The organism is Micromonospora sp. BS32, from assembly GCF_059089345.1.
This window is the reverse complement of the sequence record NZ_JBSSHR010000021.1, coordinates 62,165-78,346: the sequence shown is the minus strand read 5'-3', so window position 1 is coordinate 78,346 and position 16,182 is coordinate 62,165. Positions and strand designations below refer to the sequence as shown.

18 protein-coding genes are annotated in these 16,182 nt (G+C 72.2%); 7 read left to right on the top strand and 11 right to left on the bottom strand.

From position 1 onward, the window contains the following. Window positions 1-49 precede the first annotated feature (49 nt). The 7 genes from AC5RWQ_RS25270 to AC5RWQ_RS25240 form a co-directional block, all read right to left on the bottom strand. Window positions 50-661 carry a hypothetical protein gene (locus AC5RWQ_RS25270; protein ID WP_494285136.1) on the bottom strand — a complete coding sequence of 204 codons (612 nt, stop codon included), beginning with the start codon at window positions 659-661 and terminating at the stop codon, window positions 50-52. A 213-nt stretch (window positions 662-874) separates the two neighbouring features. Next, window positions 875-1,483, bottom strand: a complete 609-nt coding sequence (locus AC5RWQ_RS25265; RefSeq protein ID WP_494285135.1) for a class I SAM-dependent methyltransferase — start codon at window positions 1,481-1,483, stop codon at window positions 875-877. A 133-nt stretch (window positions 1,484-1,616) separates the two neighbouring features. Beyond that, a complete protein-coding gene (locus AC5RWQ_RS25260) occupies window positions 1,617-1,988 on the bottom strand; it encodes a DUF1963 domain-containing protein (protein ID WP_494285134.1) in 372 nt (123 codons plus the stop codon). Window positions 1,989-2,084: 96 nt separating this feature from the next. Beyond that, window positions 2,085-3,425, bottom strand: coding sequence for a hypothetical protein (locus AC5RWQ_RS25255; RefSeq protein WP_494285133.1), 1,341 nt, complete (start codon window positions 3,423-3,425; stop codon window positions 2,085-2,087). Between the two features lie 76 nt (window positions 3,426-3,501). Next, window positions 3,502-4,647, bottom strand: coding sequence for an RNA polymerase sigma factor (locus AC5RWQ_RS25250; RefSeq protein WP_494285132.1), 1,146 nt, complete (start codon window positions 4,645-4,647; stop codon window positions 3,502-3,504). Window positions 4,648-4,651: 4 nt separating this feature from the next. Then, window positions 4,652-5,059 (bottom strand): YciI family protein, encoded by a 408-nt coding sequence (locus AC5RWQ_RS25245; RefSeq protein WP_494285131.1) that lies wholly within the window; start codon window positions 5,057-5,059, stop codon window positions 4,652-4,654. 454 nt (window positions 5,060-5,513) lie between these two features. After that, window positions 5,514-6,110: a TetR/AcrR family transcriptional regulator gene (locus AC5RWQ_RS25240; protein ID WP_494285130.1), complete on the bottom strand. Its 597-nt coding sequence runs from the start codon at window positions 6,108-6,110 to the stop codon at window positions 5,514-5,516. A 154-nt stretch (window positions 6,111-6,264) separates the two neighbouring features. Between AC5RWQ_RS25240 and AC5RWQ_RS25235 the strand changes: the two genes are divergently transcribed. Genes AC5RWQ_RS25235 through AC5RWQ_RS25205 form a run of 7 tightly spaced genes read left to right on the top strand, consistent with a single transcriptional unit; the run spans window position 6,265 to window position 12,520 of the window. Continuing rightward, window positions 6,265-7,035 (top strand): SDR family oxidoreductase, encoded by a 771-nt coding sequence (locus tag AC5RWQ_RS25235; protein WP_494285129.1) that lies wholly within the window; start codon window positions 6,265-6,267, stop codon window positions 7,033-7,035. Further along, a complete protein-coding gene (locus tag AC5RWQ_RS25230) occupies window positions 7,035-7,817 on the top strand; it encodes an SDR family oxidoreductase (RefSeq protein WP_494285128.1) in 783 nt (260 codons plus the stop codon). The genes AC5RWQ_RS25235 and AC5RWQ_RS25230 overlap by 1 nt, the downstream gene beginning before the upstream one ends. Beyond that, on the top strand, window positions 7,814-8,830 hold the full coding sequence (locus tag AC5RWQ_RS25225; protein WP_494285127.1) for an NADPH:quinone oxidoreductase family protein: 1,017 nt from the start codon (window positions 7,814-7,816) through the stop codon (window positions 8,828-8,830). The genes AC5RWQ_RS25230 and AC5RWQ_RS25225 overlap by 4 nt, the downstream gene beginning before the upstream one ends. Next, on the top strand, window positions 8,830-9,282 hold the full coding sequence (locus AC5RWQ_RS25220; RefSeq protein ID WP_494285126.1) for a MaoC family dehydratase: 453 nt from the start codon (window positions 8,830-8,832) through the stop codon (window positions 9,280-9,282). Before AC5RWQ_RS25225 ends, AC5RWQ_RS25220 begins: the two co-directional genes overlap by 1 nt. Continuing rightward, complete coding sequence (locus tag AC5RWQ_RS25215; RefSeq protein ID WP_494285125.1) at window positions 9,279-10,307, top strand: phosphotransferase family protein; 1,029 nt, start codon at window positions 9,279-9,281, stop codon at window positions 10,305-10,307. Before AC5RWQ_RS25220 ends, AC5RWQ_RS25215 begins: the two co-directional genes overlap by 4 nt. Beyond that, on the top strand, window positions 10,307-11,542 hold the full coding sequence (locus AC5RWQ_RS25210; protein ID WP_494285124.1) for an acyl-CoA dehydrogenase family protein: 1,236 nt from the start codon (window positions 10,307-10,309) through the stop codon (window positions 11,540-11,542). Before AC5RWQ_RS25215 ends, AC5RWQ_RS25210 begins: the two co-directional genes overlap by 1 nt. A 51-nt stretch (window positions 11,543-11,593) precedes the next feature. Beyond that, a complete protein-coding gene (locus AC5RWQ_RS25205) occupies window positions 11,594-12,520 on the top strand; it encodes a diacylglycerol kinase family protein (protein ID WP_494285157.1) in 927 nt (308 codons plus the stop codon). Here AC5RWQ_RS25205 and AC5RWQ_RS25200 read toward each other — a convergent pair. The 4 genes from AC5RWQ_RS25200 to AC5RWQ_RS25185 all read right to left on the bottom strand — a co-directional run bounded on the left by AC5RWQ_RS25200 (window position 12,483) and on the right by AC5RWQ_RS25185 (window position 16,124). Next, on the bottom strand, window positions 12,483-13,457 hold the full coding sequence (locus AC5RWQ_RS25200; protein ID WP_494285123.1) for an EamA family transporter: 975 nt from the start codon (window positions 13,455-13,457) through the stop codon (window positions 12,483-12,485). The two genes, AC5RWQ_RS25205 and AC5RWQ_RS25200, sit on opposite strands and share 38 nt — an antisense overlap. A 10-nt stretch (window positions 13,458-13,467) precedes the next feature. Then, entirely contained in the window at window positions 13,468-14,469 is a 1,002-nt protein-coding gene (locus AC5RWQ_RS25195) for an AraC-like ligand-binding domain-containing protein (protein WP_494285122.1), read from the bottom strand. A gap of 120 nt (window positions 14,470-14,589) precedes the next feature. After that, window positions 14,590-15,279 (bottom strand): TetR/AcrR family transcriptional regulator, encoded by a 690-nt coding sequence (locus tag AC5RWQ_RS25190; RefSeq protein WP_494285121.1) that lies wholly within the window; start codon window positions 15,277-15,279, stop codon window positions 14,590-14,592. 80 nt (window positions 15,280-15,359) lie between these two features. Beyond that, window positions 15,360-16,124 (bottom strand): HAD family hydrolase, encoded by a 765-nt coding sequence (locus tag AC5RWQ_RS25185; protein WP_494285120.1) that lies wholly within the window; start codon window positions 16,122-16,124, stop codon window positions 15,360-15,362. Between the last annotated feature and the right edge of the window lie 58 nt (window positions 16,125-16,182).

Here is a 16,182-nt window from a genome sequence, read left to right as displayed (position 1 = left end):
GAGCAGTGGACGCGCGACTCGACGTCCTGTTGTGCCGACGAGCGGATGTTCAGGTCTCGGGGTAGGCGAGACGAAGATCGCGGGATGATCCCTGCTCATCCAACTCGATCACCGGCACATCCGGCGCGTATGTCCGGACGGCGGCGACCAATCGACGTCGGTCTAGCCGCCAGCCGTTGACCTGGCGGCTCACACTGCTCGCCTCCACCGGCACATGGGGAAGAAACCGCTCCAGTGACCAGTGTTCGAACGATCCGGCGCGAGCGGCGCCGGCTGGCGCAGATGCACTCGGGTGCAACTGCAGGCCCAGGTACAGGATCCGGGCCGGCCACCGGACGTACTGGTAGAAGAGAACCACCGCAGCGATGTCCCGCCATGGCACGTCGATGTCGGCTCTGTTTCCCCACCACCTGAGAAACGAAGGCGTTGCCAGGGTGACGCCGTCCCGATCGACCCGCAGAGCGACCCGTCGGCTGAGCGCGGCGAGCAGCAGCCACAGAGCGCCACCGCCGAACAGCACGATCAGCAGCAGCTTCCACAGCCATAGGAACAGCGCTTCGGGCAAGTCGCGCCCGGGGTCCAGGGCAATCCCGCCGCACACCGCCGCTGGCGCGAACAGGAGTGCAAGCGCCGTCATGGGAACGAAGCCGAACCTGGCCACATACGGCCCGGTAGATCCCTCTGCCATGGACAACCCCCATCGGCGACGCCGACAACAGCCCATCCGGCGACGTGTACGCGGTGGCGCGGTACGGCTCACATCTGGCAATACCCAGGACCATCCGCTCATACCGCTGGTCGGGCGTTGAGAGCCCGGCGGGTGGTGCACGTACGAAACTGCCGATGTGAGTGCACGGAGGCTCGCCGACTCAGCTCACCCTTCGGTCGCGATTGCCGCGATGGCGGCGTGTGGCCGATGAGTGCCTTCGCTGGGCCGCTGCAGGCGCTCAACTTCCGTGAAGCCGGCTCGTGCCAGTCGCTCGGAGAACTCGTCAACGGGCCAGCGATAGGCGGTAACGACCTTGTGGTCGAAGGCGGCGACCTCGTCACCTACGAAGAGACCAAGCACTAACGTTCCGGCCGGGGCCGTTACTCGCCGGAACTCAGCGAGCACGCCGTCGAGATCTTGCGGCGGCAGATGGATCAACGAGCCCCAGGCCAGGATGCCGGCGATGGAGTGGTTGGCAACGGCGAGATTTTCCATCGACCCGAGTTGGTAGCTACCGCTCGGGTGGGCTGCCTGCGCATGGGCGATGAACTCGGGGACGATGTCAATTCCCGTTGCGTTGACGCCCAGCGAGCGAAGGTAATCGGTGATATGGCCAGGCCCGCAGCCCAGATCGAGCACCGTGCCAGGTCGCCCGGCCAGATGTCGCCCGATGAAGGCGAGGTCGTCAACGTGTACCTTCTGACTTGTACCGAACAGCCCGATGTAGAGCTCCGCGACGGACGCATATGCCTGCCGGACCTGCTCCATGTTCACCACGCGACTGTACGGACTCTCGGATTGGCAGAGCAGGCCGGGGCCAGCGCGGGGACGCGCGTCGATTCTCGCCGTGCCCGCATCCAGCGATCCCAGGACAAGGTCAGATGAGCACATCTGCCGCAGACCGCGGTCAGCAGCACTGCCAGGTGAAAATGGCTCGGTCGAATCGCTGGGCAGCGAGGTCGTCGGGTCGGATGAGCCAGTAGAGCATGCCGACGTCGCCCCACATCATGTTCGCGTTGCCGTCGCTGTCGAACTGGGCTAGTAGCAGCCATCGGCTGGCTTCGGAGGCGAGTGCGTGGTCTCGCCAGTCGACGCTGCCGCCCAGTGCCGCCTGCGCGACCTCGTACTCGACGTCGCCCTGCACCGGGCACGCGTAACCGCCGAGCTGGTGCAGCGGGCCCTCGCCACAGCTGATCACCGAACAGAACTCCCTGCGTCGAAGCGGATGCTCTGGTTCTGCCACCTGGCTGAACCCGGCCCCGAACGCGTCGTGCAGCACGGGATGGTCGTACGAGTCCTTAGGAACAACGCACACCCCTCTGCAGATCAGCGGCCCCGCACAGGAGCCGCTGAACCCGGAGTGTCGGCAGTCGGCTCAGGCGGCGTGATCGCGTGGCAAAGCCTCCGCGGGCAGAACCAGTACCTTCCCGTCCGCCCGCTGGACGAGGCCGATCTCGACATCGGGAAGCTCCGAGGCAGCCACCGACTCCTCGCCCGCCAGTTGCCGCAGGCGGCCCGGCCAGGCGAGCAGGTTGTTCACTTCGCCTTGCGTCAGCAGGCGGTCCGTGAAGCTTTTGGTGGGAGCACGGAGCCGGAGTTCCGCTAGGTCGACCAGGAGCGCGCGCAGCTCGCCCTGGAGTTCGTCCACGCTTCGCTGCTCATTCTGCAGCATCGCCGTGAAGCGATGGAAGTCGAGCTCCGGGGACTTCTGGGCGTGCTCCACAGCTTGGAGAACCGCGACACGTCGCTTCGTGGCGATCGCCAGCGAGGCGAGCCGGAGCTCGACGCGGAAGGCGCCGTTGGGCTGGTCAATCCCGGGGAGGGCCTTGATGAGGTCAGCGATCTCCACACCTTCGGAAGAGAACGCTGCGAGTTTCGCCCGCCATGTGCCGGCCCTGCGTGTGGCCGCGGCGATCGCGGTGTCGACGGTGTGCACCGCGGCGTCCAGGCCCAAGGAATGTCCGGCCTCACCCTTGTCGAGCAGGAGCGCGGTCGCTCTCTCGACGGCTGCCGTCGCGCCGTTGAGGCGATCGCGCTCCGCGTCGAGATTGTCGGCGGTCAGCTCCTCGAGAAGCTCGGTGACTCTCTCCATGGCCTTGCGGCGCTGCTCTTCGGCGTACACGCTCGCGGCGGTGGCGACGGCGAGGAGAACGAAGGATGCTGCAGCGGTGACCATACCGGCGCCAGTTGCGGCTCTTGCGGTGCCGCTCACCGCCGCGGTAGCGCCTGGACGGGACCCGTCGGCCACCACCGGAACGAAGGTCGCCTTCTTCACGATCCCCGCCTTGCCGAGGATGTCGCTGTAGATGCCGCCGACGGCGGCATTGGACGGCATGGACCGGACCAGGCCTTCACCGAGCTGCGCCGCCACCGTCCTCGGCACCACCATGCGGTACAGCGTCTCCGTCGACGTCGCGGCGCCGGCCGCGCTCGTAAAGGCGTTCGCCGGCGCCTTCAACAACAGGTTCCGGAGTTCCATGGCGAGAGGCGAAGCGGCGTCGAGGAGCCTTCCGCCTCGAAGGTGCGCCTCTGCGGGAAGCGGATATGCCTCCACCGTGACGAGCGGCGTGTCGAGAAACGCGGCGAGCGCCTGCCGCAGCCCGGCAAGCCGCTCCGGGTTCATCCCCTCGTGATCCACGGGAAGCTGGGCTGCCAGCGAGACCCTCTCGGGTTCCGTCGCCAGGGTCCAAACCGGCACCTGCAAGTGGTCCGTCACGCCGTTTCCGCCGTTCCTAGTCGTGGCGAGCACCTCCGAGACTAACCATCCACGTCGACGGCAGGTTCGTCGCGCGTCAGCGAGACCGGTGGGCGTTGAGCCTGGCGGCCTGGCGCGTCAGGTGGTCGCGCTCGGCGAGGTTGGGCGCCTTTTGGGCCGCCTCGGCGTACAGCCGGGCCGCCGTCGCCAGGTCGCCGTCGCGCTCGTGCAGGTACGCCGCCACCGCCGCGTGGCGGGGCAGTGAGTCGTTCAGCGCCGCGAGCGCCGCCAACCCGGCGCGCGGTCCGTCGGCCTCGCCGACGGCCACTGCGCGGTTGAGCCGGACGATCGGGCTGTCGGTCAGGCCGGCGAGTTCGTCGTACCACTCGACGATCTGCACCCAGTCGGTCTCCTCGGCGGTGGGCGCGTCGGCGTGGAGTGCCGCGATGGCTGCCTGGGCCTGGAACTCGCCCAGCCGGTCGCGGGCGAGGGCCGCCTGCAGGATCTCGACGCCCTCGGCGATCGAATTTGTGTCCCATCGGCCGCGGTCCTGCTCGGCGAGCGGCACCAGGCTGCCGTCGGGCGCGGTCCGGGTGGCACGCCGGGTGTGGTGCAGCAGCATGAGGGCGAGCAGCCCCGCCACCTCGGGGTGGTCGATCGCGGCCGCGAGCTGCCGGGTGAGCCGGATGGCCTCGGCGGCGAGATCGACGTCGCCGGAGTAGCCCTCGTTGAAGACCAGGTAGAGGACGCGCAGCACGGTGGCGACGTCGCCGGGCTGGTCGAACCGCACGTCGGAGACGGTGCGCTTGGCTCGGCTGATGCGCTGCGCCATGGTCGCCTCGGGCACCAGGTAGGCCTGGGCGATCTGGCGGGTGGTCAGCCCGCCGACGGCGCGCAGCGTGAGCGCGACCGCGGACGACGGCGTCAGCGACGGGTGGGCGCACAGGAAGTAGAGCTGAAGCGTGTCGTCCACCGCGGGCACCGGCCCGGGTGCCGGCTCCTCGTCGACGAGGTCCTCACGCCGGCGGCGGGTGGCGTCCGCCCGGGTCGCGTCGAGGAACCGGCGCCAGGCCACGGTGACCAGCCAGCCCTTCGCGTCCCGCGGCGGGTCGGCCGGCCAGACGCGGATCGCCTCGACCAGCGCGTCCTGCACGGCGTCCTCGGCCGCCGCGAAGTCGGCTCCGCGGCGGACGAGGATCCCGAGCACGCTCGGCGTGAGGCTGCGGAGCAGGGCCTCGTCCATCAGGTCACTCCGTGATGGTGGGCGGCTCGGTCAGGAACGGGCGCACCTCGAGCCACTCGTGGATCGGCTTCCCGCCCGCCCCAGGGGCGGCTGACAGTTCCCCGGCCAGCTCGAGGGCGCGCTCGTAGCCGTCGACGTCGATCACCATCCAGCCGGCGATGAGGTCCTTGGTCTCGGCGAACGGGCCGTCGGTGACCGGCGGGCGTCCCTCACCGTCGTACCGGACGAACGTCCCCTCGGGGGCGAGCGCCTGGCCGTCGACGAACTCGCCGGTCTTCTCGAGCCGGGCCGCGAAGTCGTTCATGTACTGCACGTGCGCCGAGATCTCCTCCGGCGTCCACTGGTCCATGGGCACGTCGTTGACCGGAGCCGGAGCGCCGCGGTAGTGCTTGAGCAGCAAGTACTTGGCCATGGTGCTTCTCCTCTGTGCTGGTGCGACCCATCTTGGTCAGGTTCACTGCGGGGACGGAGCCAGTCGCCAGTTCTCGACATGGCCGTCCAACGCTTTTTCTCTCGTAGATGAACCTCGGCGAACCGACTCGTGGTGTCCGGGTCCACGGAGCAGCGCGAAGGCGAGCATGAACGGGGGCCCTCTAAGATCAACAGCCGCCAAGCAACTGAATAAAGATAAGGCTTCGCGTTCGCCACTGTTCGTGTGCCCTTGGCGCGTCCTGGTGTGAGCGGGCCAATGAGTTGTTCGGCGTGGCGTGTCGCAACCGGACAAGTCGGCGCCTCTGCACCTCGAACGCTGTCGGGGGCCGGTACCGGCTCATGCAGCAAAGAGTGCAGGCGAACGCGTTCCCTGACGGTGTGGCCGAAACATGGCGACTCTCGAGGAACCGTTGCGCCAACGCGTCGACATCGACTCAGCGGGCGCCGACGATGCGCAGCGCCATCTCGGCGTACTGGCCCGCGATGTATTCCGGGCTCCAGCCGCCGTCGTCCCGGTACCACCGGCCGAGGTCGACGCCGAGGGACAGCAGGGCCGCTCCCGCCATCCGCGGGTCCGGCGTGTCGAAGACCCCGGCGGCGACGCCCGCCTCCACGAGCTGGCGGAACGCCTGCTCGATGCGGTGGCGCAGGGCACGGATCTCGGCGTGATGCTCGGGGCTGAGCGCGGCGAGCTCGTAGTTCACGACGCGGGTACGGGTGTGGTCGCGGGCGTGCGAGACGACGAAGGCGTGGACCACCCGCCGCAGCGCCGTGGCCGGGTCCTCGGACGACGCGATCGCGTCCTGCACCAGCCGCAGCACGTGGTCGTGTCCCGACCGTGAGATCAGGTAGAGCAGCTCCTCCTTGGATCTGTGATGCACGTAGAGCGCGGCCGGGCTGAGCCCGGCCGCGGCGGCGATGTCGCGCGTCGTCGTGCCGTGGAAGCCGCGCTCGGCGAACGCGCTGACGGCCGCCTCGAGCAGCCGGGCGCGGGTCGCGTCGGCGCGGGAGTGCTCGGCGGTGTCGGTCAACGCGCCTCCGTCCTGTCCTGCCTGGTCGGGCATTGATACCACGGCGCCGGGCGCCGGCCGGCGGGCCGGACCTGTTGACGGCGGCCACTGTGGCGTCGCACACTTCACCGAGCCTAACGTAAGCAAGCGCTTAGTAACCCCGAAGGGGAGGCCCGTGTCCGAAGCCGCAGCGATCTCCACGAGATTCACCGGACGAACGGCGATCGTCACCGGTGCCAGCCGGGGCATCGGCCTGGCCATCGCCGAGCGGCTGGTCGCCGAAGGCGCCAAGGTCGTCGTCACCGGCCGCAGGCAGGAGGCGCTCGACCAGGCCGTCGCCCGGCTGGGCCCGGAGCACGCGCTCGGCATCGCCGGCCACGCCGACGATGCCGACCACCAGGCCGAGGTCGTCACCCGCGCGGTCGACACCTTCGGCAGCGTCGACCTGCTGGTCAACAACACCGGCATCAACCCGACGTACGGCCCGATGGTCGAGCTGGACCTGGCCGTGGCCCGCAAGATCTTCGAGGTGAACTGCCTCGCCGCCCTGTCCTGGGTGCAGCAGGCCCATCGGCGCTGGATGAAGGAGCACGGCGGCGCCGTGGTCAACGTCTCCTCGGTGGCCGGCATCCGGCCCGCGCCCGGCATCGGCTTCTACGGGGCCAGCAAGGCGATGCTCGCCCACCTCACCCAGCAGCTCGCCGTGGAGCTCGGCCCGGACATCCGGGTGAACGCGGTCGCCCCGGCCGTGGTGAAGACCAGGTTCGCCACCGCCCTGTACGAGGGCCGCGAGGAGCAGGTGGCCGCGGCGTACCCGCTCAAACGGCTCGGCGTCCCCGATGACATCGGCAGCGTCGTCGCGTTCCTGCTCTCCGCGGACGCCGCCTGGATGACCGGTCAGCTGCTGGTGGTCGACGGCGGCGTCACCCTGACCGGAGGTGTCTGATGCCGGTACGGGACAAGGGCGTCGTCGTCACCGGCGCCGGCCGCGGCATCGGCCGTGCGCTGGCCACCCGACTCGCGGCCGAGGGCGCGCGGGTCGTCGTCAACGACCTCGACGCCGAGGCGGCTATCCGGGTCGCCGAGGAGATCGGTGGCCACCCCGCTCCCGGCGACGCCGCCGCCGAACAGGGCGTCGCGGCGCTGGTCGAGACGGCCCGAGGCCACCTGGGCGGCATCGACGTCTGGATCGGCAACGCCGGAATCGACCGTGGCGACGGGTTGGGGGCCACCGAGGAGGACTGGGCCGCCAGCCACGAGGTCAACGTCATGGCCCACGTGCGGGCCGCGCGACTGCTGCTGCCCGGCTGGGTCGAGCGGGGCTCCGGTCGGTTCGTGGTGACCGCGTCCGCGGCCGGGCTGCTCACGATGCTCGGGAGTCCGACGTACTCGGTCAGCAAGCACGCCTGCGTGGCGTTCGCCGAGTGGCTGTCGGCGACCTACCGGCACCGCGGCGTCGTGGTGCAGGCGATCTGCCCGCAGGGTGTGCGGACCCGGATGCTCGACGACGCCGGGCCGCTGCAGGAACTGCTCAGCCACGACGCGGCGCTCACCCCCGAGGACGTCGCCGAGGCGACGTGGCAGGCCCTGCACGACGACCGGTTCCTCGTCCTGCCGCATCCCCAGGTGGCCAGCTACTACGCACACCGCGCCGCCGACACCGACCGCTGGCTCGATGGCATGAACAAGCTCCAGCGGCGACTCGAGGACCAGGGGGCATCCCGATGAGAGCATGGCGGGTAGGCGAGCTCGGTGAGCCCCGCGACGTGCTGCGGCTCGTCGACGTGGCCGACCCGGAGCCGGGTCCGGGGCAGCTCGTGGTACGGGTGCTGGCCTGTCCGGCCAACTTCCCGGACGTCCTGATGTGCCGTGGCACGTACCAGGTCAAGCCGGAGCTCCCGTTCACCCCGGGCGTCGAGCTGTGTGGCGAGGTCGTCGCGCTCGGCGCGGGTGTCGACGGGTTCGCCGTCGGCGACCGGGTGCTCGGCGGCCCGGTGCTCCCGTTCGGCGGGTTCGGTGAGTTCGCGCTGCTGGATGCGGCGACCACGTTCCCCGCGCCCGCGGAGCTCGACGACGCCGAGGCGGCCTCGCTCTACATCGGATACCAGACCGGCTGGTTCGGCCTGCACCGGCGGGCCGGGCTGCGCGCGGGCGAGACGCTGCTGGTGCACGCCGCGGCCGGCGGCGTCGGCAGCGCCGCCGTCCAGCTGGGCAAGGCGGCCGGCGCCCGGGTGATCGGCGTCGTCGGGGGTCCGGAGAAGGCGGCGGTGGCCCGGGCGCTCGGCGCCGACGTGGTGGTGGACCGTCGAGACGAGGACTTCGTCGAGGTGGTCAAGGCCGAGACCGGTGGTCGGGGCGCCGACGTCGTCTACGACCCCGTGGGCGGCGAGACCTACCAGCGGTCGACCAAGTGCGTCGCCTTCGAGGGCCGGATCCTCGTGGTCGGCTTCGCCGGCGGTCAGATCCAGTCCGCCGCGCTCAACCACGCCCTGGTGAAGAACTACTCGATAGTCGGCCTGCACTGGGGCCTGTACCACCGCCACGACCCGGCGGCCGTCGCCGAATGCCATCGGGACCTCACCGCGCTGGCCGCCCGGGGCGCCGTCCGGCCCCTGGTCAGCCGACGCCTCGCGCTCGACGAGGTGGCCGACGGGGTGCAGGAGCTCGCCGACGGCGTCACCGTCGGCCGGGTGGTGTACGTCGCCGGCGGGCCGACGGCCCGACCGGGAAAGGAGAGATGATGAAGGTCTTCCAGGGCATCGCAGAGCTGGAGCGGGCCGTCGGCACCCACCTCGGCTACTCCGACTGGCACACCGTCACCCAGCAGCAGATCGACGCCTTCGCCGAGGCGACGGGTGACCGCCAGTGGATCCACGTGGACCCCGCGAAGGCGGCGCACGGCCCGTTCGGCAGCACCATCGCGCACGGCTACCTCACCCTGTCGCTGGTGCCGATGCTGGTCTGGCAGGTGTACAAGATCGAGGGGCTGACCATGGGCGTGAACTACGGCGCCAACAAGCTCCGCTTCCCCTCGCCGGTCCCCGTCGACTCCGAGGTGCGTGCCGGGGTGGAGCTGCTGTCGCTGGTGCCCGGCGGCGGTGGCTACCAGCTGACGGCGAAGGTGACCGTCGAGCGGGCCGGCGCCGAGAAGCCGGCCTGCGTGGTCGAGACCGTCAGCATCCTGGTGCCGTGACCGCCTCCGCACCACCGGATCCACCCGGTGTCGACCTGGCCCGGCTCGCGGACTGGTTGGCCGCCTCGGTCCCCGGGGCGGCCGGGGACCTGACCGCCCGGCTGATCGCGGGTGGGAAGTCCAACCTCACCTACGAGATCGGTGACGGGCGGCAGACCTGGATCCTCCGGCGGCCGCCACTGGGGCATGTGCTGGCCACCGCGCACGACATGACCCGGGAGTACCGCGTCATGTCGGCGCTGCGGACGACCGACGTGCCGGTGCCGACGACCTACGCGCTCTGTACGGACGTCGGCGTGCTGGGCGCACCGTTCTACCTGATGGAGCGGGTCGGCGGTACGGCGTACCGGCAGGCGGCCGAACTCGAGCGGCTCGGTCCGGAACGTACCCGGGTCATCTCGACCCGGCTGGTCGACACCCTGGCCGCCCTGCACGCGGTCGACCCGGCGGCCGTGGGGCTGGCCGACTTCGGCCGGCCCGACGGCTTCCTGGCCCGGCAGGTGAGTCGCTGGAGGAGGCAGCTCGACGCGTCGTACTGTCGGGACCTGCCGGCCGCCGAGGAACTGGCCGCCCGCCTGGCGTCCGGCGTGCCGACCGGGTCGGCGCCGGGCATCGTGCACGGCGACTACCGCCTCGACAACGTCCTCACCGACGACCGCGACCACCTCGCGGCCGTCATCGACTGGGAGATGGCCACCCTCGGCGACCCGCTGACCGACCTGGCGCTGCTGGTGCTCTACCAGCGTCTCGGGCGGCTCGTCGAGGGGGCGGTCGCCGACGCCTCCTCCGCGCCCGGCTTCCTCACCGAGGACGAGATCCTCGCCCGGTACGCCGCCAGCAGCACCCGTCCCCTCCCGCCGCTCGGCTTCCACCTCGGGCTGGCGGCCTTCAAGCTGGCCGCGATCCTCGAGGGCATCCACTACCGCCACCTGCGCGGCCAGACCGTCGGCTCCGGCTTCGAGCGCGTGGGCGAGGTGACCGAGCTGTTGCTCGACGCGGGCCTGACCTACCTCAAGGAGCACTGATGGACTTCGCCCTGGACCCGAGGACCGAGGGGCTGCGCGACAACCTCCTGGACTTCATGGACAGCCACGTCTACCCGGCCGAGCACGCCTTCCACGAGCAGCTCGGGCAGCTCGGCAACCGCTGGGCCTGGGACGCGGTGCCCGTGCTCGCGGAGCTGCGCGCCGCGGCGCGGAAGCGCGGGCTGTGGAACCTCTTCCTGCCGGGTGGGCAGGGGGCCGGTCTGACCAACCTGCAGTACGCCCCGCTGGCGGAGATCACCGGACGTAGCCACCTGGCGCCCGCCGCCCTGAACTGCGCTGCCCCGGACACCGGCAACATGGAGGTGCTGGCGATGTTCGGCACCGAGCAGCAGCGCAAGCAGTGGTTGGAGCCGCTGCTGGAGGGCCGGATCCGGTCGTCGTTCGCCATGACCGAGCCGGACGTCGCGTCCTCCGACGCCACGAACATCGCCACCCGGATCGAGCGGGACGGCGACCAGTACGTGATCAACGGCCGCAAGTGGTGGATCACCGGCGCGATGAACCCGAACGCCCGGGTCCTCATCGTCATGGGCAGGACCGACCCGGACGCCGAGCGGCATCGTCAGCAGTCCATGGTGCTGGTTCCGCGGGACACCCCGGGCCTGGTGATCAAGCGGGGCCTTGAGGTGCTGGGGTACGACGACCACGACCACGGCGGGCACGCCGAGCTGGAGTTCCATGACGTACGGGTGCCGGTCGAGAACCTGATCGGGGCCGAGGGCGACGGCTTCGCGATCGCGCAGGCCCGGCTCGGTCCCGGCCGCATCCACCACTGCATGCGCTCCATCGGCGTCGCCGAGCAGGCCGTCGAGCTGATGTGCGCCCGCGCCGAGCAGCGGATCGCCTTCGGCAGGCCGCTGGCCGAGCAGGGGGTGATCCGGGACTGGATCGCCGAGTCCCGGGTGCGGATCGAGCAGCTGCGCCTGCTGGTGCTCAAGGCGGCCTGGCTGATGGACACGGTCGGCAACAAGGGCGCGCACACCGAGATCCAGGCCATCAAGATCGCCACCCCCGGGACCGTCCAGTGGATCCTGGACAAGGCGATCCAGGTGCACGGCGCCGCCGGCCTCTCCCAGGACTTCCCGCTCGCGGCCGCGTACGCCCACATCCGGACCCTGCGCTTCGCCGACGGACCCGACGAGGTGCACAAGAACGCCCTGGCCCGGCACGAACTCCGTCGCCAGGCTGCCGCGCGGCGGCACAGCCAGGGGTGACCACATCGCGTGACGCCGCCCCTGGTAGGCGGCGTCCGCCGTACCGGTACCGTGCTCGCCGTGACCGCAGACGATCACCCTGCCGCCGGCCCCGTCGCCGTGCTCGCCAACCCCACCGCGGGCCGGGGTCGGCACCGTGGCCTGCTGCCCCGGCTGCTGGACGGGCTCGCCGCCGCCGGCCGGCCGGTGGAGCTGTTGACGGCGCGTACCCCGGACGAGGCCGAGGCGGCGTGCCACGCCGCGGTGGCCGACGGCGCCGGTGCGGTGATCGCGGTGGGCGGCGACGGCACCGTGCACCGGGCGTTGCAGGCGGTCGCGGGTACGGCGGTGCCCTTCGGGCCGGTCCCGGCCGGCACCGGCAACGACTTCGCGGTCGACACCGGCTTCCCCGCCGACCCGCTCGCCGCGGTCGGGGTCATCGCCGCGGCGCTGCGCGACGGCCGCAGCCGCCCGGTCGACCTGGCCCGGATGACCACCGCCGCCGGCGCCGACCGCTGGTACGGGGCGGTGCTCGCCGCCGGCTTCGACGCGATCGTCAACGAGCGGGCCAACCGGATGCGCTGGCCGCGTGGTCCCCGCCGCTACGACCTGGCCATCCTGGTCGAGCTGGCCCGGCTGCGCCCGCGCGCCTACACGCTGCGCCTCGACGGCGAGGAGCACCGCCTGGACGCGGTCCTCGTCGCCGTCGGCAACTGCGCCAGCTACGGCGGCGGGATGCGCATCTGCCCGGACGCCGACCCCACCGACGGGCTGCTCGACGTGGTGGTCGGCGGTCGGTTCGACCGGCGCACCCTGATGCGGGTCAAGCCGCGCATCTACGCCGGTACGCACGTGGCGCACCCGCTGGTGACCAGCTACCGCGCCCGCACCGTGGAGCTGGCGGCCGAGGGCATCACCACGTACGCCGACGGGGAACGGGCGCTGGACCTGCCGGTGCGGATCAGCGCCGTGCCGGCGGCGGTGCGACTGCTGCGCTGAGCTGCCCGTCCGGCCCTTCGGCGACCGGCCCTTCGGCGACCGGCGCGGCGTTCCCGCGGGGCGCGCCGGCCCGTACCGCGCCGATGCTGGCGGCGACGACCAGGCCGATCGCCAGCACCTCCACCGGATGCAGCGCCTGGTCGAGGATCAGCCAGCCGGCGAGCGCGGCGAGTGCCGGGCCGAGGCTCATCAGCACCGCGAAGGTCGAGGTGGCCAGCCGGCGCAGGGCCAGCAGCTCCAGGGTGTACGGCAGCACTGAGGCGAGCAACGCCAGCCCGGCGCCGAGTCCCAGCACTCCCGGGTGCCAGAGCCGGGTCCCGGCGTCGACCAGGCCGATCGGCAGGGTGACCACGGCCGCCAGGGTGAGGGACAGGGCGAGTCCGTCGGCGCGGGGGAAGTGGCCGCCGACCCGCGCCGAGCAGACGATGTACGCCGCCCAGAGCGCTCCCGCGCCGAGCGCCAGGCCCGCGCCGAGCGGGTTCAACCGGTCGAAGCCGCCCTGGCCGAGCAGGGCGACCCCGGCGAGGGCGAGCCCCGCCCAGCACCAGGCGGTCCACCGGTGCGCGGTCAGCACCGACAGGGTGAGCGGTCCCAGCACCTCCAGGGTCACCGCCGGGCCGAGCGGGATCCGCTCGATGGCCTGGTAGAAGACCGAGTTCATCCCGGCCAGGGCGAGCCCGAAGGCGACCACGGAGAGCCAGGCGGCCCGGTCGTGGCCGCGCAGCCGGGGTCGGCACACCGCGAGCATCAGCAGCGCACCGATGGCCAGCCGCAGGGTGACCGTGCCGGCCACCCCGACGCGGGGGAAGAGCAGCGCGGCGAGCGCCGAGCCGGTGTGCACCGACAGCGCCCCGCCGAGCACCAGCGCGACCGCCCCGAGGTGACCGTCGGTCCGGGGGCGGGCGGCGGGCGGGGACGTGGCTCGGCTGGTCGTCATGGCGGCGACGCTAGTCCGCCGCCCGATCCGGGCCCCGGCCGGCGTCCGGCACGGTGGCGGGCGCCGCTCCGGCGCGGTAGTCCCGCGCGGAGACGCCGTACGCGGCGCGGAAGCTTCGGCTGAAGTGTGCCGGGTCGGGGAAGCCCCAGCGGGCGGCGACGACCTGGATCGGCTGGCCCGCCAACAGCGGATTGCGCAGGTCACGCCGGCAGCGTTCGAGGCGACGCCGGCGGATGGACTGGGCGACGGTCTCGTCGCCGTCGGCGAAGAGGCGGTGCAGGGTCCGCAGGGAGACGTGGTGGGCGGCGGCGGCCGCGCGGGGATCGAGCGCGGGGTCCGCGAGATGCCGCTCGATGAAGGCCTCGATCCGCAGCCGGGTCGCATGGTGGCGGGTGTCGGGTGTCAGCTCGCCCTCGGCGTCGGCATGGCGTACCAGGATGGCGCTCACCAGATCGAGGGCGGTCCTGCCGAGCTGCGCGACGTCGTCCGGCCCGTACTGGTCGGGGTGGCCGGCCACCTGCCGGAGGAACTGCGCCAGCAGCACACCCATCCCGCGGTCGGCCGGCATCGCGGTGGCCAGCAGCCGGTTCACCGTGGCGGCGGGCAGGGGCAGCAGGTCATGGGGAATGTTGAGGCAGATCGTCGACGTCGGCCGGGCGTCGCCCGCCCGGTGCTCCGCCTCGTACGGCCGGGAGGTGTCGAAGAACGTGAACCCGGTCCGCTCGATGCTGGCGGTGTTGCGGGCCTGGCTGATCGCGCTGAAGCCGGCGATCGGGAGGGCGAGTTGGAACAGCCCCGGGTCGGCCTGCCGGATCTGCCGGGCGGTCCGCTTCAGTCGCAGCGTGGGGTACCGGAACGAGGCGAGGTGCACCCCGCCGAGGTCGATCAGCTGCGCGAAGGCTTCGAACGGCCCGTCCGCGTCGACCGCGATACTCATCGGGTTGTCGCCGACGGCGACGTCCATCCACCGGTCGAAACGGTCGGCCTCGGGGACGAGCGCGGTGTCGAGCACCTGACGTGGCAGGATCGCGTCCTCCCGGTGACCGCTGGCCCTGGAGACCGCATGCTACGACACTCGTCGCGGGGTTCGACCGGAGAGGGATCCGGGTGCGCGGGCCGGGCGGGCGGTGGACTACGCCCCGGTGAGCCGGTCCAGCCACTCGGCGAGCAGCGCCCGCTCGGCGGCGGTCAGGTCGCCGGCCAGCTCGGGCAGGGCCGTGCGGAGCGCGACGGCGTGCCGGACCGCCCGGTCCGGCGGGCGGACGGCGCGAGCGGCCGGGCTGTCGGCGCAGACGGCGGCGAGCACCGCCTCCCGGGTGGCGGGGGAGAGACCCGGGTCGCCGCCCTGGATCAGGGTGAGGGCGACCCCGCAGCTCGCCGCGTGCACCATCTCGGCGGCCCGGTCGACGCCGACCCGCAGCCTGCCCGCCTCGGCGACCCGCGCGACGAGCTGGCCGAAGATGTCGGCGGCCACCCGGGCGGCGGTGGGTCGCACGCCCGGGCGCGGGTCGCCGTACATGAGGGCGTGGAAGGCCGGGTTGGCCACCCCGAAGCCGACGTGCAGGTCCCAGCCGCGACGCAGGTCGTCCACCGGGTCGTCGGCCGGCTCGCGCGCCGCCTCGGCGTGCAGGTACGCGGCGAAGCCGTAGCTGGCCGCCGCGTCGAGCAGCCCGGCCATGTCGCCGAACTGGCGGTAGATGGTCGGGGCCTGCACGCCGGCGGTCCGCACCACCGCTCGGGTGGTGACCGCCGCCCGGCCGCCCTCCGCGAGCAGGGCGGCGGCGGCCCGCACGATCCGGTCCCGGGACGACGTGTCCGTCACGACAACGACGGTAACCTCCGGCTGTTAGCGGCGCGCAGTAACGCGAGCAACAAGATCGGGTTAGCGGTGATAAGGGCTGCTCAGGAGGGCAGGGCCAGGTCGAGCACCGCGCCCAGGCCGTTGGCCCGCCCCGGCTCGGCGCAGGGCAGCACCAGCACCGCGCACCCCGCCCGTACCGCGCCGGCGTCGGCCGGGGTGTCGCCGACCATCAGCGCGCGCTCCGGATCCACCCCCACCATCCCGCACGCCCGCAGGAAGATCCCCGGATCCGGCTTGCAGCGCCCCACCTCGTACGACAGGGCGTACGCGTCGACCAGCCCGTCGAGCCCCCAGGCGGCGAAGTGCGGCCGGATGTCGAAGCCGATGTTGCTCACCACCGCCACCCGTACCCCGCGCTCGCGCAGCGCCGTCAGGGTGGCCGGGGTGTCCGGGTAGGGCACCCAGCCCTCCGGGACCAGCACCCGCTCGTAGAGCGCCTCGGCGAACCCGTCGATGCCGGCGTCCACCGTCTCGGCCAGCCCGGTGTACGCCCCCCGGTGGGCGTGCTCGTAGAGATCCCGGTCGGCCCAGAGCTCGGCCAGCCGGGGCGGCACCCGCGCGGGCAGCGGCCCGCCGGCCCGCCCCGCGGTCAGCAGCCGGTCGGCCAGCGCGGTGGCCCGCACCCGGTCCAGCTCCACCCCGCACGCCGCCGCGGCGGCCAGCACCCAGTCGCGGGGCTCCTCCACCTGCGCGAGGGTGCCGTGGAAATCGAAGAGGACTGCCTCCACGGGGCGACGGGACGCGCCCGGGCGGACGGCGTCGTCGGCGCCGCGCGAGGCATCGGTCGGTTCGGCATGATCCGGCACGTCGTGCACCCTACCGATCCCCTCCGACCGCCCTGCCGGACGGCCTTGGCCGGTGTTC

Coding starts and splice junctions, on each gene's coding strand:
- AC5RWQ_RS25250 (WP_494285132.1), bottom strand. CDS start 4,647: ATGGACGAGGCCCTGCTCCGCAGCCTCACGCCGAGCGTGCTCGGGATC.
- AC5RWQ_RS25220 (WP_494285126.1), top strand. CDS start 8,830: ATGAAGGTCTTCCAGGGCATCGCAGAGCTGGAGCGGGCCGTCGGCACC.
- AC5RWQ_RS25245 (WP_494285131.1), bottom strand. CDS start 5,059: ATGGCCAAGTACTTGCTGCTCAAGCACTACCGCGGCGCTCCGGCTCCG.
- AC5RWQ_RS25225 (WP_494285127.1), top strand. CDS start 7,814: ATGAGAGCATGGCGGGTAGGCGAGCTCGGTGAGCCCCGCGACGTGCTG.
- AC5RWQ_RS25210 (WP_494285124.1), top strand. CDS start 10,307: ATGGACTTCGCCCTGGACCCGAGGACCGAGGGGCTGCGCGACAACCTC.
- AC5RWQ_RS25200 (WP_494285123.1), bottom strand. CDS start 13,457: ATGACGACCAGCCGAGCCACGTCCCCGCCCGCCGCCCGCCCCCGGACC.
- AC5RWQ_RS25230 (WP_494285128.1), top strand. CDS start 7,035: ATGCCGGTACGGGACAAGGGCGTCGTCGTCACCGGCGCCGGCCGCGGC.